This window comes from Chthoniobacter flavus Ellin428, assembly GCF_000173075.1.
In the GTDB taxonomy this organism is placed as follows: Bacteria; Verrucomicrobiota; Verrucomicrobiia; order Chthoniobacterales; family Chthoniobacteraceae; genus Chthoniobacter; species Chthoniobacter flavus.
In genome coordinates this window covers 591,363-609,691 of the sequence record NZ_ABVL01000002.1, presented here as the reverse complement: position 1 = coordinate 609,691, position 18,329 = coordinate 591,363, and the positions used below count along the sequence as shown (strand labels likewise).

Below are 18,329 nucleotides of genomic sequence, written 5' to 3'. Positions count from 1 at the left end.
ATATACTCCGGCCCCGTCTTGGGCAGCACACGGAAGTTCTCGCGATAGTGAGCTTCCAACTGGGTCACCGCACGCGCCGCCTGTTGCAAGGTCGCGTCGCGCACGGCCGTCGCATTCAATTCGAACCCGTAATGTTCCTTGAGGCGCTGGCCGCATTGCCGAAAAGAATGCTCCGCGCCAAAATCGCTTAAGACCCGCTGTAAACGTCGGGACTTGCCACGGGCCGTGATGGCCGTCCGGCCCAAAAAGGGTCGCAGATAGCTCTGCCCTGGAGCCTGCCAAATCCGCTCCTCCAGGCAGACCGCTCCAAAGCTGCACCACCAACTCAGGGTCTTTTTTTTCGCACTCTCGCCCTTGGCGTCTTTTGCCGAAGATCCTCCGCCGCTTGCTCTTCGGCGCTCTGCGCCCAAGCCTGCATCGCCTTGTTCCCCAAGCGCCGCACTTCGGCGACCAACCACTCCTCAATCTGGTCCGCCGTGCCGCTCGGGGATTGCGTCAGGTCCAGAATCGCTGCAAATCGCTCCAGCAATTCAGGGTGACTGCGCAGTTTCTCCAACAATTGTTTCTCCCGCTGGGGATCGGACGACTGGCCATGAGTTGTTTGCATGGACGATCACAGTTAAGCACCCGCATCCAAAAGTACACATCATTGTCAGGATGCCCAACCAGCTGGCACCACTTTCAATCACACCCCGCTCCGGTTCCGGTCATAAAATACGCTTGACCCTCTACTTCCTCGCGTAGCTATTACATCTGGTCTGTGGAGCCACTCCGACCTCTTTGCTTCTTCTCCCGGCAGACGAGTTTCAAGGTCGTTTTACATCGTTTTTCGCCGCGATGAACTTACTGACCCGCTTTAGCCTCATCTTCCTCTTGATCTTTGCCATTTGCCTGGCGGTCATCGGTTATTTCTCTTCGCGATTTCTGTGGGACAACGCTCGTGAGCAGGTGCAGACGCAGGCCAAGATGATGATGGATACCGCTTTGGCCGTGCGCAAGTACACCAGCGGCCACATTCAGCCGATCCTGCAAAAAACCGCAACGGTGGAAGCAAAATTTCACCCGGAAAGCGTCCCCGCATTTGCCGCGACGGAAGTCTTCCTGAAGCTCCACGATTCCAACGGTGGCTACGGCGATTACGCCTACAAGGAAGCAGTGCTGAATCCGACCAATCCACGCGATCAGGCTCGCGACTGGGAAGAGGATATCGTCAATGACTTCCGCAACCATCCCGAGAAAAAAGAGATCCGCGGGCAGCGGAGCACTCCGACGGGAGACATGTTGTACCTGGCGCAGCCACTGGTGGTGGGCGCGGAGTCCTGCCTGAAGTGCCATGGCCTGCGCGACGACGCGCCGCCGGAAATGATCAAGGAATACAGCCTCGGCGGCACCGTGAATGGATTCGGCTGGAAGATGGGCGAAACCATCGGCGCCCAGATCGTTTCCGTGCCGGTGTCCAAGCCGGTGAAAGTCGCCGACTCGGCGTTTCATCAATTGATGTTCTGGCTGCTGCTGGGCGGAATTCTCACGCTGGTGATCCTCGATGTGACGCTCTACCTGGCGGTCATCCGGCCCATCCAGCGAGTAGCCGCGAATGCCGACGCCACCAGCAAGGGAGATGTCGATGTGCCGGAACTGCCCGTGACGGGCGCACGGGAGATTTCCGTCCTGGCCGCGGCGTTCAACCGCATGCATCGGAGCCTCGCCAAGGCGATGAAACTCATTGATGGCCAATGAACACCAGGTGCGCTTGGATGGTTAGTCGGCCCGCTTAGCCTGTCCAGATGTCCCGCGAGATTTTCATCAGCTATTCGACCGAAGACCGCGCCGTCGCCGACAACCTGTGCGAGGCATTGGAGGCCACGGGACTGACCTGCTGGATCGCGCCGCGAAACATCGAGCCCGGTTCCAGTTGGACCGCGAGTATCATGAACGCCATTTCCGAATGCCGGATCATGATCCTGATCTTTTCCAGCAAGAGCAATGAATCGGATCACGTCGTGCGGGAGATTCTGCACGCCGTGGAAAAGCGGCGGCAGGTTTTCCCGATTCGCATCGAGGATGTGATCCCCACCGGCGGGCTCGGGTATTGCCTGGTCGGCGTGCAATGGTTCGAAGCCACGGCACAGCCTTTGAGCCGGCACGTCGGTTCGCTCGTCACGCAGATCCGGCAGGTGCTGCAAAATTCCGGCGAGACCACCGCGGGACCGGCTATTCCCGCCAGTGCGCCCACCAGCACTCCCTCACCCGACATTTTTTTCACCTGCCAATGCGGGCAACATCTGGTGGTCGATGCCTCGGCAGCCGGGCAAAGTTTTCCATGCCCTACCTGCCAGCAGACGGTGAATGTCCTGGGCCAGTCGGCGAGGTGGCGGAGAAATCGAAACCCACGAAAGAGACGGCAGCACCGGTCGCGTCTGCCGTTTTCGATCCCGCGGTGATCGCGGATCTCAAGATGGCGCTGGCCACGTTTTTGGGACCGGTGTCCAAAGTCCTCGTCGATCGCGCGGCTGCCCAGGAGTGGGAGCGTAGCCGAGTTGGTCGAACAGCTCGCCGCTGAGATCGATTCGCCGGAAGACCGTGAGCACTTCCTCCAGACCGCCAGAAAAGCACGGCGCGGTTAGCGCCATCCTATTTGCCGCGAACGCCGCGCGCTGCCCGGTGCGGCAAGAGTGGCCCTACGCTTCCGGCGCTCATGGCGTCTCCTATCGCTACGCGCGAACTTGGAAAATCGGCTCGCGCCGTGCCGAGGGGTTCAGGGCGCGGTAGCCGAGGAATTCACAGTTCACCCCCGGCAGCGGATACAGGCCGAGCAGCGCCGCGAATGCGTGCGAGGCATAGATCAATCCCGCGGGTTGCAAGGCCAGCAGCGCGGCTGCTTTGGCGGCATGCTCTCCGTGAATCACTTTTTCGCCGGTGAGCGCGTGAGTGCCCGGCCTCATCGGTCCGGTATGCAGGCCAAGGGTGCTGTCGATCTGCCGGCCAATCTCGAGAGCGGCACGGGCCGCGGCCGTCGGTGTTTGAAAGAAAAGGCGAACCTCTTGGCCGAGCACCTCGCGATGCACGGTTTCGCTCTGACGCAAGAATGCCGCCAGCCGATGGCTGGCGCCTTCGTTCTGCTCTGGTGCGAGCGAGAATGAAAGGACGGAGAGCAACTGCTCCGTCTCCTCCACCGGCGCCGGTGGTGGACTGGACCCCGTCGTGGTGGCCGGCAGACCAATCACTTCCACCGGACGTCCGGTGTCGCGCACCATGCGCACATAGTCGGCCGTGCCTCCGGCGCCATCGCCGGGCAGGCCGTCCCACACCGCGAGCAGTTGCACGTCGGAGCCGAGTTGCCGCGCATGCTGGCAGGCCGCGCCGAAAAGGAGCAGATTGCCATAGGCGAAGGCGAGTGAGCCGGCGTGCTCCTCGCAGATAAACTCGGTGGCATTCGCCGTGACCGCCCGGTACCGGGCCAGCCATTCGTCCCCGTCTGGACGGTCGACGCTTTGGCGAATGAACTCCTCCTCCGGCAGCGGAAGATGCACATAAGTTTCGAGACCTGCTTCCTGCATGACCTCGAGAAAGAGGATATCCGCGCCATTGGCGGCTGCTGAATAGCCGAAGCCGGCTTGTGCCCGCCAGACGGCTTCCCGGATGCGTTCCTTGATCGCCGGTGCCAGTGCCTCGGGGAAACGCGGTGCGAGGCGATTCGGTGGATCGAGGCGATGCCCCACGAAGGCAATGACGTTCGGCAGGGGAAAGCAGGAGTCGAGCGACCCTTCATCGTGACCGAGCTGGCGCAGGAGCAATCTGGCCTGCGCGCGAGTGGTAGCGAGATGCGCGTAGGGAATCTTTTCCGCGCTCGTCGCGAGCAGATACGCCGCGCGGGCCTGCTCGATTTCGCCCCCGACCAGCAGGCACTCGGCGCCGGTGACCCGTTCCCAATAGCCCATCGCCGCCGACCGCACACGGATGGCGGCGAGCACCTCGGCCGCGATGCGCCGGGCCTCCTCGTTCCGGCCTAGAAAGAGCGCCATGCTCGCGGCGTTTACCCCGGGAAAGGCGCGGTCGCCTTTCGTCGCCGTGTAATCCTGATAATACAGTTCGAAGGCCTCGCGCAGATAGCGCTCTTCTCCGGATGCCTTCCACAAATCCTTGAACGTGCGCGCCAGCAGGCTCTTCGCTTCCGCGGCGTCGACGATGAGGTCCCGCTTTTTCCCCAGTAATTCCTGGGCGGCCCGGGGCGCGCCGCTCCGGGCCGTGGCGAGAGCCCGGATGAGAATGAGCACGGCGTCGTCGCCGAAAAACTCCCAGCCCTCGTCGGCCACCTCGCTCGCGAGATAGTTTTCCCCGACCTCGAGGAAGCGCCGCGCCAGGGCCCGGTAAATCTCGATGCGCAATCGCCAGAATGGCCGCAACCGCCGGCTCCAAAGCGCGCGCAGTTCGCGGGGCATCATCGTTTCGCCACCTTCCAGGCGCCGCCGCAGGGCGGCGGTCGCGCCCGCGAGTTCGTCGATGGTGCTCATATTTTCTTGCTCGTGCCGGGTGCCTGGCGGGATCACTATTTTCCACCTTATGAAGGCAATTGTGAGACCTGCAATGCCGTTTGAACGTACTCTCGAATATTCGGTCGGCAGTCTGCTCGGGGCCATTTTTTCCGTGGGCGCACGGTGCTTGCCCCGGGTGCTTCTGGGCCGCGCCACTATTGTGGAGCGCGAAACCGTGCGGCAAATTCTCAGCTTCCAGTCCGGCACCGCCTTTGCCTCGGTGATGACGGCCTTCATCTACGGTCTCGCCGCCGCTTACGCCGTCCTCAGCAATACCGCGAGTCCGGCGGCTTTCGAGACGCTGGTCCTGCCGCAACTCGGCGGCGCGTTCTTGCATTACGTCGTTCCCTTCGCCATCGCGAATCTCGTAGTGCTCAAGGGTGTCGTGGGGATGACGTCCGATATTACCAGCATGCGAGCCTCCCAGGAGGTCGACGCGCTCGAGGCGGTCGGCCTGCATCCTGCGGAAATGATCTTCGCCCCCCGGGCGCTGGCGCTCATCGTGACCGCGCCCGCACTGGCCGTCCTGGGCGTTTACTCCGCGTGCCTGGGCGCGTGGCTGGTGGTGTGGCTCACGGCGGGCACGGGTTTCGTCGCCTTCGTCGCGGCTTTCGCTTCCAGCGTTACCTCCATCGGCATGCTGTTTGCCGTCGGTAAGCTGGCCATCACCGCGCTGGCCATGTCTCTCATCAGCGGTTACTTCGGTTTCGTCGGAGCACGGGCGGAGCAAGGCTTCGTCGGGCACATCACCACCTCGGCCGTCGCGATGGCGGTGTTCTCCACCATCGTCGTCAACCTGCTGCTGAGTCTGCTCACCGCGACCTTCCACTTCGAATGAACGGGGTGCTTTCCGTCAAAGGCATTCCCATCGGTGGCCACCCGATCGACTTTGACCTGCAACCGGGCGGAATTCTCGCCGTGCTCGGGGACAACGGTTCGGGTAAAAGTTTGCTCCTTTCCTGTCTCACAGGCCATCTCCGCACGGCGCCGGGGGTGGTGCGGCTCGGTGACGAGGATTTGAGCGCGTTACGCGCCGAAGTGGGCGTGGTTTCCCAGCACCCGGGCCTCATCCGCAGCATGACCGTCTTCGAAAATGTCGCTCTGCCCTTTCTGGCTCGCGGTCTCGACCTCGATGGCGGCCTGCAGGAGCAGGTCGAATTGCGGCTGAACCTCGTTGGCTGTGGACACCTGGCGGACGAAGCCGTCCACCACCTCAGCGAGGGCGACAAACGTCGTGTCGCCCTGGCTCGCGCCCTCTCCGGTCGCACGCGTCTGCTCGTCGCCGATGAACCGGTCGCCGCGCTTGCTCCGGCCAAGAAAGCGCTGGTTCGCGAATTACTCATCACCCTTGTGCAAACCGGCGTGCTTTGCAGTATCGTCCTGGCGACGCAGGATATCGACTTCGCCCGGCGCACCGCCACCCACGTCCTCCTCCTCCGCGTCGGCGGCCACACCTTCCTCCGCTGCGAAGACGCCGCGGTGGACGAGCATTGCCGGGCGTTCGCCGCTCAATCCACGTGAAAAAGAAACTCGAACTCCAGACCCTCATCGTTCTCCTCTGCGCGCTCGGCGTCGCTGCCTCCTGGATCGGCATCCAGGTCGCGAGGGATAGTTTCGGCCAGTGGAGCGAGGCCCACGAGCTTCGTTTTCACCACCGCGGATTTGCTCGGGCTCGGTCCGCGCTCGGAACTGCGTTGCGCGGGCGCCGTCATCGGTCACGTGCGCAAAGTCACCCCGGGCACCGCGGCGAATGGGCAGCCGCAATTCATCGTCATCGCCGGCGTGGGACGCGAATTTTCCGCGTGGAAGTTTGCCCCGCGCGGGGTCGTCATGTTTGCCGTCGTGCAATCTGCCCTCAGCCCCAGTTGGATCAACCTGGACATCGACACTTCACCGTCCGGAGTTCTCGCGCTGGAGCCCAAAAATGGCCCGTTGCCGTTGCTTCCCCTCGAGCGCGAGCCGGCCAAGGGGGATCTGGAAAACATCACCACTCGCATCGACAAGGCGATCGCCAGGTTCACCGAACCGCAGCCCGGCCATGCTCAGGCCGTCACGGATGAACTCGCCGAAGCCGTCCGTCACCTCGACGGGGTGGTGGCCAGCCTCGACGGCCAGAACGCATTCCACCGAGAGCGATCCCGCGAAACGTCCGCCGATCGATCGCCTGCTTTTGAACCTCGACGCGACCACCCCGGTAACCTCAACCAGATCACCGCCAGTCTCGAAAAAATCGTCGGCCCCGATGGCGGCCTCAACCACACTCTGGCGACGCTGGATTCCACCCTCGTCCGGCTCGATGAATTGACGGGCGAGATGACGAAGACAGTCAATCACCTCAATCTCAAGGTCGACACCAGCCTGGGCAAGATGAACACCCTCCTCGACGACTCCACCGCGACCGTCAACGGTCTGCAAGGCAAGGTCGATCGTCTCGGCAATACCTTCGTCGGTCGGATGCTCATCGCCAAGCCGGACAAAAAGGCCACTCCAGTTCCCACGTTGAAAGCCTCGCCCCGTTCCTCTCGCGATTGACCCGCGAGGGATCCGTGGTTCGCGCTGCAGTGGAAGAAGGAAGCGATGCGCCCCTCGTAACAGTGTCGCCCTCGGAGGCATGCGCTCTTGCGTAGGCCCATTTCTAAGCAGACCAAACAAAACGGGGCGGACATTTCTGTCCGCCCCGAAATTGGAGAAAGCTGAGGGCTTGGCCGCGCTTCGGCAGCAGCAGCCCCAACCTCAGTTCACGTAGCTGGCTTCGTTGGAGAAGAGCAGCGCTTGCGCGTAGGTTTCCCACGGCGTGAGCGGCTTGCGGTCCACGTAGTCGCCGGAGTTTTGGATTGCCGCCGTGCCCTCGTAACGCTTGCCGCCACCCTTCTTGGCATTTTTGGCCAGGCGGGCATTGGGATTGCCGCCCTTTTGCTCGGCAGGGGACGTCTGCGGTTGATTCTGCGTCTCCTTGGCGACGAACTGAATGCCCATCTGGATCTCCAGCGGCTGCGGATTGCGCTGGAAGATGATGTTGTAGAGCGCGACGACCGTCGAGAGACTGTCGGTGGCACGGCCCACTTCGGGGCGGGAGACGATGTGCCGGGCGACATCCACGGACATCGGGCTGTTCATGAGGAAGAGCGCCTGTTGCGGCACCGTGGTGCTGGCGCGCTTGCTATTCGGCATATCGGGATCGCTGAAGTCGAACTGCTGCATGAGCTCGGGCAGATTGCCACGATCGATGTAGCCATAGACCGAGCGGCGATAGCTGTACGGTTCGTCGGTCAGGTTCACCGGTTTGCCGCCGACCGTGCGGTCGAGCTTGCCGCTCATCACGAGCAGCGAGTCGCGCAACTCCTCGAAGTCGAGCTTGCGGATATTCGCGCGCCAGAGCAGGCGGTTGGCCGGATCGATCGTCTCGAACTTCGGATTGGTCTGCGAGCTCTCCTGGTAGACGTGCGAGAGCATGATGAGCTTGTGCAGCTTCTTCAGCGACCAGCCCTGGTCCATGAAGTAGGTCGAGAGATAATCGAGCAACTCCGGATGCGACGGCGGCTCACTCTGCGTGCCGAGGTCATCCAGCGTGCGGACGAAGCCTTCGCCAAAGTGCTGCATCCACACGCGGTTCACGATCACCCGCGCGGTGAGCGGATTATTCTTCGAGGCGATGTCCTCGGCGAGTTCCAGGCGGCCGCTGCCTTCTTTGAAGGCCACCGGCTTGCGTTCGGGCGAGAGAACCTCGAGGAAGTGGCGGGGCACGATATCGCCGCGCACATCCTGCTGGCCGCGGATGAACACCGGCGAGTTTCGCGGAGTCGCCGCATCCGCCACGAGCATGGCGCGAGCGGGTGCACCGGGATGCGTGAGCTCGAGTTCGTTGAGCTTGGCAAACTCAAAGCGCGTCTGGCCTTGCAGCTTATTGCCGAGCTTGCCGGAGAATTCGCGCAACGTCTGCGTGTTGAGCTGCGAGGCCGGCATGATGTCGAAGGGATTCTGCAGAATCTCGACGAGCGCCGGTTCGAAGCCGCTCACGCGTCCGTCCATCGACTTGGCGCTGGCTTCGATGAAAGCCTTCCGTTGCGGCTCCAGGCTGACAAAGAGGTCTTTGTAAACCTTCAGCACGTCATCCATCGTCGCGATCGTCTTGCCCTTGAAAGCATTGGCCACGAGCGGATTGATCGCTGCGCCGCGCTTGCCGCTCAGCTCGCCGGAGGTAATCTCCGTCACGATTTCCGGCGCCTTCTGCGAGAATTCGGACTCGCTGAGGTCGGCAAACTTGCGGAACGGCACGAAGACCGTCTCGTCGTTGCCGCGCATGTGCCGGGCCAACGCCGGCAGGATCTCGCGATCGAGATTGTACTTCTGGAGCAGGGTGATGCGCTCTTTCTCCGCTTCCGGATTGCCGCCCTTCTTCTTGCCGCCGCCGGCGATGCGCATGATCATCATGTGACCTTCGATCTTCTGGAAGAACTCCGCCTGGTTCTTGTCGATGAAGCGATAATAGAGATCGCGATTGTCCTGCTGAATCTTGTTCTCCTGCTTCTCGTAGTCAGCGAGTTCCTCTTTGCTGGGCAGGCCGATGATCGGCTTGTCCGCCGGTTCCACCGTCGAGGCAAAGACGCCGTGCAGCGCGTAGTAATCCTTGGTCGGGATCGGGTCGAACTTATGGTCGTGGCAGCGGGCGCACGCCACGGTGAGACCGAGGAAGCCCTTGGTCACCGTATCGATCCGGTCATTGATGATGTCGTTCACGTTGCGGAACCGCTCACCGACTGTGAGGAAGCCCAGCGCGGCGAGGTTCGGTGCCGGATTGTTCGGCAATTTATCCGCCGCCAGTTGCTGCATGATGAACTGGTTGTACGGCATGTCGTCGTTGAATGCCTTGATCACCCAGTCGCGATACGTCCACGCGTAGGGCGTAGCGATAATCTTCGCGGCGCGCCTGGTTCTTGTCGCCGCCCATGGTATCCGCATAACGCGCGGTATCGAGCCAGTGGGCGGCCCCAGCGTTCACCGTAAGCGGGCGAGGCGAGCAGGCGATCCACGACTTTGGGTGAAGGCTTGAGGAGAAGTATCTGCCACGAAAGCCTGCACTTCCTGCGGGCTGGGCGGCAGGCCGGTGAGGTCGTAGCTGGCGCGACGGAGCAGCGCTTCGCGGGTCGCATTGCCGGCCGGGATCATGCCCTGGGACTCCAGCTTCGCGAGGATGAATTGATCGACCGGAGTGTAGACCCAGGAGCGGTTCTGCACCGTCGGGGGAGTCGGTTTCGTCACCGGCTGGAAAGACCAGTGCGAACGCGCCTTGTCAGTGAGGCCGGTGAGCTTGCTGGCGATCTTCGCGTCGTCCTTGCGCGGATCCGGCGCGCCCATCTTCACCCAAGAGGTGAGATCGGCGATCTGCTGGTCGGTCAGCTTCTCGCCCTTGGGCGGCATCTGCAGGTCCTTGTCGAGATAGGTGATCGCCTTGATGATGGGGCTCTTCTCCACGTCGCCCGGCACGACGACGGCGCCGTTTTCACCGCCTTTGAGCAGGCCGGCCTTCGTGTCCAGCGTCAGGTCACCCTTGGCTTTGCCTTCCTCGACACTGTGGCACTTGTAGCAGTTTTCCTTCAGGATCGGACGGATCTTGCTTTCGAAGAATTCCGTCTGCTCCTTGGTCGGTTCCGCGGTCGCCGCCGCGAAGACGGAGGCGCCGCTGAGCGCGAGAATGGTGATGGCAAGAGGACGTTGCATCATGGTGGTGCTCCTTAAGCGATCACGTCTTTGACGACGTTGCCGAAGTTGTCGGTGAAACGGAAATCGCGTCCGTTGTAACGATAGGTGAGCTTTTTGTGATCGAACCCGAGGAGGGCCAGGATTGTGGCGTGCAAGTCGTGGATGTGCACCTTGTTCTCCGCGGCGCGGCCGCCGAATTCATCGGTGGCGCCGTAGGTCATGCCGCCTTTCACCCCGCCGCCGGCCATCCAGGCCACCATGGCGCGGCCGTTGTGATCGCGGCCCGGGGTGGCATTGCCGTTGCGGTCGCGCACTACGGTGCGGCCAAATTCACCGCCCCAGATGATGAGCGTCGAATCGAGCAACCCGCGCTGCTTGAGATCCTTGATGAGGGCCGCGGCCGGCTGATCCATGCCGCCCGCCTGGCGCGGAATCGCCTGCTCGACATTGGCGTGCGTGTCCCAGCCGCCATGCTGGATTTGCACGAAGCGGACGCCGCGTTCCACGAGCCGGCGAGCCACGAGCAGCTTCGCGCCCATGTCGGACGGGTTGGCGCCCGCCTTTTTCCCGCCGCCACCGCCACCGCCACCGCCGGTGATGCCGTACATGGCCTTGATCTCTTCCGGTTCCTTGGAAATGTCGAAGGCGTCCGTCGCCTCGGTCTGCATCTTGAAAGCCAATTCGAAGGACTGGATGCGAGCCTCGAGTTGCACGTCTTTCTGGAGCAACTTTTCGTGCATTTCATTGAGTTGATGCACGAGATCGAGTTGGCGGCGCTGGCGATCCATGGGCGTGAACTGGTTGCTGATATTGAGCAGCACCTCATCCAGCTTCATGTTCATCGAATAATTTACATTGCAGCCCTGATACACGCCGGGCAGAAACGACGCCTGACGCCACTCCGGCTTGCCGCCGATGGTGATGAAGCCGGGCATGTTTTGGTTCTCCGTGCCGAGGCCATACACCACCCACGAGCCCATCGATGGCTTCGGAATCTGCAACGAACCGGTGTGCATGAAGCGCTGCGCCACTTCGTGCGCCGGAATGTCCGTCCACAGCGAACGAATGACCGCCATCTCATCGATGACGTCGGCGAGGTGCGGGAAGACTTCGCTGACCTCCACGCCCGACTTGCCCTTCTTCTCGAACTTGAAAGGCGAGGGGAACGCCAGCCCGTCCATGCCGGGCAGCGTCTTGTCCGCATACTTCGCCAGCTCCGGCTTCGGATCCCAGGTATCGACGTGGGACGGACCGCCTTCGGCGAAAATGTGAATGACTGCCTTGGCCTTCGCGGGCAGCGGCGCTTTCTTCGGAGCCAGCGGTCCGAGCACCTTGCCGGCTTCGGTCGCGGCCTGGACCGTGCCGCCGAAATTCAAACCAAAGATCGAGGCCAGGCTCATGGCGCCGAAGCCCATGCCGGTGCGCTCCAGGAATTCCCGGCGCGTGAAAATGATGTCCTTCCAAGTCGGGAGGTGCTCGCGACGATATTTCTCAGAGCTGAAGAGAGACGGATCGGGATTCATAGTTTTTTTGGCGGGTGTTGGGGGTGCTGTTCTTTTAGTCAACCGACAGAAAGCGAGAAAGTTGCGATAAATTAACAATTTCAATGAACGCTTCTGAAGGTTGAGAAAAGCGGTGTTGGATGGAATGTGAAATATTAGAACAGCTTATTGTTGCTGGGGTGTAAGATTGGCTACGGAAGGGGGTGGCGGGAAGAGACATCGTAGGGCTAACAGCACCAATCACGGGAATTGGGACAGGGTTTTCGGCGATTTTTCGGCTCCATTTCTCAACTCCATGAGCTTGGGATGGAGAAAATCGGGGTGCGTCCCCGATTGCAGGACTGCGTTTGGAATGAGAGCTCGACTTCACCTCTACGGCTTCGCCGGAATCTCTGACGCTTTCACATCATCGATCCGCACGTCGCCCGAGTTACCGACCAGAAAGACGAGTCGCGATTTCTTCACGTCGAGCACGCTGCCCGTGCCATGCATGGCCGGCAGATCGTCGACCTTGGCGACCACCTCATTCCCGCGCAATTCGATGCTCACCTTGTGCCATTCGCCGTCGGTCGGCTTGGCGGGCTGTCGGGCCAGGGATTCCGTGCGGTAGAATTTCGGATCGGCCAGCTGCTCCTGAGTCGGCGGTGGCACTTTCATGCCCGCCTTTTGCGCGGCGTCGCGGGCAACCTTTTGTTCCTGTTTCGAAGCCAGCGCGCCGCGATCCTGGGCCAGTTGCATCATGTCCTTGGCGAGCGCGAAACGCAGCAGATGCGCCTGTCCGCCAAATTGGCTGTCACCATTGATAAGGAAGAGGAAATAGCCCGGCTGCGCGAATTTCACGCGGAACTGCACGGCGAGATTATGCCCTTCGATCGGCACCCCGATGGATGGGCCGTGCGCATCATCTGGCTGCGCCACCCCGCGGAGCGCGCCATCGACGATACTGAAACAATTGGGCCGGCCGCCCGGTTGCCACTTCGGCGGCAGAGTGGGAGAGGAAAAGGTCTCGTCGACCAGCGGAGCGGGATCGGCGGCGAATGCCGTGGTGGCGCACAGGACGGCGGACAGGAGGAAGGGGAGGGAACGGAGCATGGGCGTGGAGGATGCGGCTGATTATAGCAGTGATCAGTGATCAGTAATCAGTAATCAGTTGCGGCAAGGCCTGAATCATACTGATCACTGAATACTGATTACTCATCCCTCCCTCCTTCCGCTCCCGGCCCGGCAAATCTTTTGCCGTTTTTGTCAAAGAAATCGGGCTTTTTATCCATATAGCTTCAGAGCGCGCTGCGCTTTCCCTCCGCCTATGAAACCCCTCCTGATTCCTCGTCGTCGTTTCCTGCAAACCGCCGGCGCCGCCAGTCTCGGCGCGCTCGGCCTTCCCGCGATCCTGCGCAGCCAGTCGCCGGGCAAGAAGTTGAACATCGTGGTCATCGGTTGCGGTGGGCGGGGCGGGGCGGATCTCAAGGAGATGCTCGAGGAAAACATCGTGGCGCTCTGCGACGTGAATGCGAAGAACCTCGATATCGCCGCGGCGAAAGCGCCGGGTGCCAAACGGTTCCGCGACTTCCGCAAGATGTACGATGAGCTCAAGGACGCGGAATTCGATGCCGTCGTGGTCGCCACCACCGAGCACACCCACGCCTTTGCCACGCTGCCCGCGCTGCAGCGCAAGAAGCACGTCTATTGCGAAAAGCCGCTGACCCGCGACGTGCATGAAGCGCGGATCATCACCGAAGCCGCGAAAGCCGCCGGTGTGGCGACGCAGATGGGCACGCAGATTCACGCGGGGACGAATTACCGGCGGGTCGTCGAACTCGTGCAAAGCGGCGCGATCGGGCCGGTGCGCGAGGTGCACGTGTGGGTAAACCGCACGTGGGGCCGGCAATCACCCGAGGACGCGGCGAAATACAAGGACATCGTCAGCGTGCAGGAGCGCCCGACCGAAGAAATGCCCGTGCCGCCGGAACTCGATTGGGACCTGTGGCTTGGACCGGCCCCGGCGCGTCCATTCAACACCGTCTATTTCCCCGGGCCGAAATGGTATCGCTGGTGGGACTTCGGCAACGGCACGATGAGCGATCTCGGCTCGCATTGGAATGATCTGCCCTTCTGGGCGCTGAATCTCGATGCCCCGCTGACCATCGAAGCCAGCGGTCCGCCGCCCCACCCGGAGATCGCCCCCGCGACGATGAGTGCGACCTACACCTACGGCGCGCGGGGCGCCATGCCGCCCGTGAAGCTCACGTGGTATCAGGGCCAGATGAAGCCGCCGCAGTGGACGGAGAAAGTCATCCCGCAATGGAACGACGGCGTCCTTTTCGTCGGTGACAAAGGCATGCTGCTTTCCGATTACTGCAAACACGTGCTGCTGCCGGAAAAAGACTTCGCCGGCTTCACCCCGCCGCCCCAGACCATTCCCGACTCGCTCGGACATCACAAGGAATGGCTGCACGCCTGCAAAACCGGCGCGCCCACCACCTGTCACTTCGGCTACAGTGGCCGCCTCACCGAAGCCAACCATCTCGGCAACGTCGCCTATCGCGCCAGCAAAAAAATCGAGTGGGATACGAAGAACCTGCGCATCCCCAACGCCCCCGAAGCCGAGCGCTTCCTCCGCCGCGAATACCGCGCGGGATGGAAACTGGCGTAAGGGGCACTGGGAGGGGCAACTTCCCAGTCGCCCTTCACCGCGTAGCGGTGACCTCGGAACAGTGGCGCTTCGCGTGATTGGCGGTCGGCGACTGGGAAGTCGCCGCTCCCAGTGTGGCGCCTTCGCACATCTCACGTATTCACATTCTTGTCTCGCTTACCGTGAGGCGTCGGGATTCGTGTTCGCCGCCTCAGCAACAAGAGCGTGAAACTCGCGGTGGCTCCACGCGGACTTGCTCAGGCCCCAAGCTTTGTCCGGACCTTTTGTGGGATCGATGTCCGCGAAGATGAAATCCTCCACGTGCCGCCGGCTGCGGACGAGCATTTCGCCGCCGGGGTCGATGATATAGCTGTCGCCGTAGCCGACGCTTTCGAGATGGCGCGTCAGGCCACTCTTGCCCGCATCGAGCACGACGTTGTTGGCGCGGACGAAATAGATGCTGTTTTCCACGGCGCGCGCAATGTGATCCGAGCGCACTTTCTCGAAATGGCTGAGCAGACCGCCGGGCGCTATGGCATTGAAGTGGGGAGCGAAGATGATGCGCGCACCTTTGAGGGCGAGGATGCGAGCGGGGTCGATGTAGCCGCCATCGGCGCAGATCAGGACACCGAATTTCACTCCCTGATGCTCGAAGACAGGGAAGTCGCGGCCTTGCTTGTAAAACGCCATGTAGGCGGAGCATTTGCTATAGGTGCCAAGCAGATGCCCGCGATGCGCGACGGCCGCGGAGTTGTAGAGATCCACGCCGCGGATCTCGTTGAAGCCCACGATGGCCAGCGGTTCGTGGCGGCTGGTGATGTCGAGGAGCTTCGCCATCTTTTCCGAATCCGCAGCGAAGGCGCCCCGGCGTGCTTCAGGTTCATTGTCCGGGTATCCGGTCAGGAAACATTCCGGGAACGTGACGACCGCTACCCGCTCTTCCTCGGCTTTCTTCAGGCCTTCCTCGAAACGCGCGAGGTTATGGTCAAAGTCTCCGCACCAGGATTCAAATTGGCAGTGGGCGATGCGCATGGCCGGATAAATGAGGGAAAAGGCTAGCCGCTTTCTTAGCGTAACGCGGGCCGAACGGCAAGAGCGCGGCTAGGTGTCGAGATACCGCTTCAGCTTCTCCCGCAGCTCCGTCCGGGCGCGGAAGAGGACGCTCTTCACCGCGGGAACGCTGAGGCCGAGGATTTCGCCGATGTCTTCGTAGGGAATGTCGTCGTAACGCCGCAGGACGATGGCCATGCGCTGGATCTCAGGCAGCTCCTCGATCGCCTTCTGAATGGCAGCCTGCATTTCCTCGTTGAGCAGGGAGTCGTCGGGGGCCTTGGTGCTCGGATCGGGCGCCTGCATGGGGCGGTCATCCTCGGCGGCGGCGTCGAGCGAGTGGGCGGGGTGGCGCTTGCGGCGGCGGAGTTCGTTGAAGACGAGGTTGCGGGTGATCTTGAAAAGCCAGGTGGTGAACTTGGCCGTGGGCTCGTAGCGGGCGGCACTCCGCCACACGCGGATGAAGACCTGCTGGGCGATGTCCTCCGCATCGCAATCGTCGCCCAGCATCTTCGCCACGGTGCCGACGACCCGGTGCTGGTGCGCCTCGATAAGCTCCCTCAAGGCTTCAGTGTCGCCCTGTTTGATGCGCGCCATCCAGGCGAGGTCCTGAGCCGCGGCGTCGGGCGACGAATCGGCCTGAGGACTCGGATCTTGACTCATGGAATGGGGAAGCGGCGGGGCGTGGTGGAAAGAGCCACGGCGCGGGAACATGCCGGAAGGAAAAGGCAGTGCCAAGAGCCAAGTAACGGGAAGGGAAAGGCTAAAGGCAGAACACCCAACATCCAACGTCCAACACCCAACGTCCAATGGCGCAAGCGTGTGGCGGGAACCGGTGGGTCTGCGGGCAGGTCATTGAACGTTGGATGTTGGATGTTGGGTGTTGGGTGTTGGGTGTTGGGTGTTCTGCACTTTAGCTGTTTCCCCTTCCGCTTGCGCTCCCTGCCCGGCACACGTAACTACTTGGGAACCACTTTCATGTCCGCCAAACTCATTTCGCCTGAACTCCGTCCTGTTTACGACAAAGTGCTCGCCGGCCAGCGGGTCACAGATGACGAGGCGCTCCAGCTTTACGCCACGCATGATCTTAACGGTCTGGGCGTCATCGCCCAGCATCGTCCGGGAGCGAAAGAACGGCAACATCGCCACCTACATCCATAACCAGTACATCAACTACGCGAACGTCTGCATCCTCTCCTGCCAGTTTTGTGCTTTCGGGGCGAAGAAGCGCGAGCCGCATGCCTTCGAGATGAGCATCGAGCAGATCGTGGAAAAGGCGCGCGAGGGGCTGAAAAATGGCATTACCGAGATTCACATGGTGGGTGGGCTCCATCCGACCCTGCCGCCGGAATGGTATCTGGAGCTCGTCCGCAGCCTGCGGGCGCTGGACCCGAAGTTCTTCGTGAAGGCTTTCACCGCGGTGGAGGTGCGGCATCTGGCCACGCGCATCTTCAAGAAGCCCATCCGCGAGACGCTGGAACTGCTCCGCGAGGCGGGATTGTGTGCGATCACTGGCGGCGGAGCGGAGATTTTCGAGCAATCGGTGCGCGACCAGGTCTGCCGCGGCAAGGAAAACGCCGAGGAATGGTGGGAGGTGCATCGCACGTGGCACCAGATGGGCATGCGCAGCACGTCCACCATGCTCTACGGGCATATCGAGACGGCGGCGCAGCGGGTGGATCACTTGCGGCGCCTGCGCACCTGGCAGGATGAAACGGGCGGTTTCACCGGGTTTGTGCCGTTTGCCTTCGAGGCGTCGGGCGCGCGGAAGGATTCCGTGCTGACGAAGATCCGCCATGCGACGGCCTTCGAGCAGCTCAAGACGCTCGCCATCTCGCGCATCTACCTCGACAATTTTGACCACATCACCGGCTATTGGGTGAGCATGGGACTGCCCTTGGCCCAGCAGGCGCTGAACTACGGCGTGGATGATTTGCACGGCACGATCATGGAGGAGAAGATTTTCCACATGGCCGGCGCGACGACTCCGCAGCAGCAGACCTGTGCGGCACTGGACAAGGTCATTCGCGAGGCAGGCCGCGAGCCAATGCAGCGCGACACGTGGTATCGCCGCATCGATTCCACTTGGGAAAAGCCGGCCGCCGCCGCGGATTCCGAATTGGCCGTCGCGTGAGGTCCTATCCCGCCCTGGCTGGTCTGCGGATCGGCTGCGTTCAGTATCTCAATTCCAAGCCGCTCATTCATGGCTACGAGGGACCGGTGATTTTCGATCACCCATCAGGTCTCGCGCGCGGTCTCGTCGCGGGGCAACTCGACGTGGCCCTCGTGCCCACTTTCGAAGCGTTGCGTACGCCGCATTACACACTGGCGAATGATGTGGGCATCGCGTGCGCTGGGGCGGTCTACAGCGTCTTTCTCGCGCATCGCGGGCCGCTCGCCGAATTGCGTCGGCTGGCGCTCGATCCGGCGTCGCTCACCTCGGTGCATTTGCTGCAGGTGCTCCTGCGGGAATATCACGGCGTGCGGCCGGAGTTGCTCCCGTTGTCCGCCTTTCCGAAGGAAGCGGATGCGGCGTTGATCATCGGAAATCAGGCCATCGAATTCCGCCAGCAGGACAAGGACGGTTACCAGATTCTCGACCTCGGCGAGGAGTGGAAACGTTGCACGGGATTGCCTTTCGTCTTCGCGCCGTGGCTCATGCGCCCCGACCTGCCGCACGCTGCCGAAGTCGCCGATGACCTGCGCGCGCTCAAGGACTACGGCGTGGCGCATCTCGATGAAATCATCGAGGCCGAGCCGCGCGATCCGGCCTTCACGCGACGCTATCTCACGGAGCACATCCGCTTCAAACTCGGCGAGCCGGAGAAAGCGGGCATCGCGAAATACCGCGAGTTGCTGGCGAAGCATGGGTTCATCACCGACGCGCAGACGCCGTTGCGTTTTGCGTAGGGT

The 18,329-nt window shown here is 62.0% G+C and carries 17 protein-coding genes and 1 pseudogene; 10 read left to right on the top strand and 8 right to left on the bottom strand.

Annotated features, from left to right (window positions below; genetic code table 11):
- Positions 1–325: 325 nt before the first annotated feature.
- A complete protein-coding gene (locus CFE428DRAFT_RS05380; RefSeq protein WP_006978447.1) occupies positions 326–607 on the bottom strand; it encodes a hypothetical protein in 282 nt (93 codons plus the stop codon).
- Positions 608–837: 230 nt separating this feature from the next.
- Here CFE428DRAFT_RS05380 and CFE428DRAFT_RS05375 point away from each other — a divergent pair, with 230 nt between their 5' ends.
- Genes CFE428DRAFT_RS05375 through CFE428DRAFT_RS41515 form a run of 3 tightly spaced genes read left to right on the top strand, consistent with a single transcriptional unit; the run spans position 838 to position 2,624 of the window.
- Complete coding sequence (locus CFE428DRAFT_RS05375; RefSeq protein ID WP_006978446.1) at positions 838–1,737, top strand: Tll0287-like domain-containing protein; 900 nt, start codon at positions 838–840, stop codon at positions 1,735–1,737.
- A 47-nt stretch (positions 1,738–1,784) separates the two neighbouring features.
- A complete protein-coding gene (locus CFE428DRAFT_RS05370) occupies positions 1,785–2,441 on the top strand; it encodes a toll/interleukin-1 receptor domain-containing protein (RefSeq protein WP_006978445.1) in 657 nt (218 codons plus the stop codon).
- 6 nt (positions 2,442–2,447) lie between these two features.
- A complete protein-coding gene (locus CFE428DRAFT_RS41515; RefSeq protein WP_474373874.1) occupies positions 2,448–2,624 on the top strand; it encodes a DUF8082 domain-containing protein in 177 nt (58 codons plus the stop codon).
- A gap of 87 nt (positions 2,625–2,711) precedes the next feature.
- Here the strand turns inward: CFE428DRAFT_RS41515 and CFE428DRAFT_RS05365 are convergent, their stop codons facing one another.
- Positions 2,712–4,511 carry a tetratricopeptide repeat-containing protein gene (locus tag CFE428DRAFT_RS05365; RefSeq protein WP_006978444.1) on the bottom strand — a complete coding sequence of 600 codons (1,800 nt, stop codon included), beginning with the start codon at positions 4,509–4,511 and terminating at the stop codon, positions 2,712–2,714.
- A 73-nt stretch (positions 4,512–4,584) separates the two neighbouring features.
- Between CFE428DRAFT_RS05365 and CFE428DRAFT_RS05360 the strand changes: the two genes are divergently transcribed.
- Both CFE428DRAFT_RS05360 and CFE428DRAFT_RS05355 read left to right on the top strand, forming a co-directional pair.
- Positions 4,585–5,370 (top strand): ABC transporter permease, encoded by a 786-nt coding sequence (locus CFE428DRAFT_RS05360; protein WP_006978443.1) that lies wholly within the window; start codon positions 4,585–4,587, stop codon positions 5,368–5,370.
- Between the two features lie 5 nt (positions 5,371–5,375).
- Entirely contained in the window at positions 5,376–6,053 is a 678-nt protein-coding gene (locus tag CFE428DRAFT_RS05355; RefSeq protein WP_162145236.1) for an ATP-binding cassette domain-containing protein, read from the top strand.
- Here the strand turns inward: CFE428DRAFT_RS05355 and CFE428DRAFT_RS37000 are convergent.
- Positions 6,041–6,184: a hypothetical protein gene (locus tag CFE428DRAFT_RS37000; protein ID WP_157447425.1), complete on the bottom strand. Its 144-nt coding sequence runs from the start codon at positions 6,182–6,184 to the stop codon at positions 6,041–6,043. The two genes, CFE428DRAFT_RS05355 and CFE428DRAFT_RS37000, sit on opposite strands and share 13 nt — an antisense overlap.
- 10 nt (positions 6,185–6,194) lie before the next feature.
- On the opposite strand from CFE428DRAFT_RS37000, the gene CFE428DRAFT_RS05350 reads away from it, so the two are divergent.
- Complete coding sequence (locus CFE428DRAFT_RS05350; protein WP_042724400.1) at positions 6,195–7,064, top strand: DUF948 domain-containing protein; 870 nt, start codon at positions 6,195–6,197, stop codon at positions 7,062–7,064.
- 201 nt (positions 7,065–7,265) lie between these two features.
- Here the strand turns inward: CFE428DRAFT_RS05350 and CFE428DRAFT_RS40735 are convergent.
- The 3 genes and pseudogenes from CFE428DRAFT_RS40735 to CFE428DRAFT_RS05335 all read right to left on the bottom strand — a co-directional run bounded on the left by CFE428DRAFT_RS40735 (position 7,266) and on the right by CFE428DRAFT_RS05335 (position 12,826).
- A pseudogene (locus tag CFE428DRAFT_RS40735) lies at positions 7,266–10,250 on the bottom strand (PSD1 and planctomycete cytochrome C domain-containing protein).
- A gap of 14 nt (positions 10,251–10,264) precedes the next feature.
- Positions 10,265–11,755 carry a DUF1501 domain-containing protein gene (locus CFE428DRAFT_RS05340; protein WP_006978437.1) on the bottom strand — a complete coding sequence of 497 codons (1,491 nt, stop codon included), beginning with the start codon at positions 11,753–11,755 and terminating at the stop codon, positions 10,265–10,267.
- A 351-nt stretch (positions 11,756–12,106) separates the two neighbouring features.
- A complete protein-coding gene (locus tag CFE428DRAFT_RS05335; protein ID WP_006978436.1) occupies positions 12,107–12,826 on the bottom strand; it encodes a LamG domain-containing protein in 720 nt (239 codons plus the stop codon).
- 214 nt (positions 12,827–13,040) lie between these two features.
- On the opposite strand from CFE428DRAFT_RS05335, the gene CFE428DRAFT_RS05330 reads away from it, so the two are divergent.
- Entirely contained in the window at positions 13,041–14,387 is a 1,347-nt protein-coding gene (locus tag CFE428DRAFT_RS05330) for a Gfo/Idh/MocA family protein (protein WP_006978435.1), read from the top strand.
- A gap of 156 nt (positions 14,388–14,543) precedes the next feature.
- On the opposite strand, the gene CFE428DRAFT_RS05325 is transcribed toward CFE428DRAFT_RS05330, so the two are convergent.
- A complete protein-coding gene (locus CFE428DRAFT_RS05325) occupies positions 14,544–15,398 on the bottom strand; it encodes a carbon-nitrogen hydrolase family protein (RefSeq protein ID WP_006978434.1) in 855 nt (284 codons plus the stop codon).
- Between the two features lie 69 nt (positions 15,399–15,467).
- Positions 15,468–16,079 carry an RNA polymerase sigma factor gene (locus CFE428DRAFT_RS05320; protein ID WP_006978433.1) on the bottom strand — a complete coding sequence of 204 codons (612 nt, stop codon included), beginning with the start codon at positions 16,077–16,079 and terminating at the stop codon, positions 15,468–15,470.
- Positions 16,080–16,394: 315 nt separating this feature from the next.
- Here CFE428DRAFT_RS05320 and CFE428DRAFT_RS39535 point away from each other — a divergent pair, with 315 nt between their 5' ends.
- Genes CFE428DRAFT_RS39535 through CFE428DRAFT_RS05310 form a run of 3 tightly spaced genes read left to right on the top strand, consistent with a single transcriptional unit; the run spans position 16,395 to position 18,326 of the window.
- On the top strand, positions 16,395–16,577 hold the full coding sequence (locus tag CFE428DRAFT_RS39535; protein WP_237705432.1) for a hypothetical protein: 183 nt from the start codon (positions 16,395–16,397) through the stop codon (positions 16,575–16,577).
- Entirely contained in the window at positions 16,498–17,550 is a 1,053-nt protein-coding gene (locus tag CFE428DRAFT_RS05315; protein WP_006978432.1) for a CofH family radical SAM protein, read from the top strand. Before CFE428DRAFT_RS39535 ends, CFE428DRAFT_RS05315 begins: the two co-directional genes overlap by 80 nt.
- On the top strand, positions 17,547–18,326 hold the full coding sequence (locus tag CFE428DRAFT_RS05310) for a menaquinone biosynthetic enzyme MqnA/MqnD family protein (protein ID WP_006978431.1): 780 nt from the start codon (positions 17,547–17,549) through the stop codon (positions 18,324–18,326). Before CFE428DRAFT_RS05315 ends, CFE428DRAFT_RS05310 begins: the two co-directional genes overlap by 4 nt.
- Positions 18,327–18,329 lie beyond the last annotated feature (3 nt).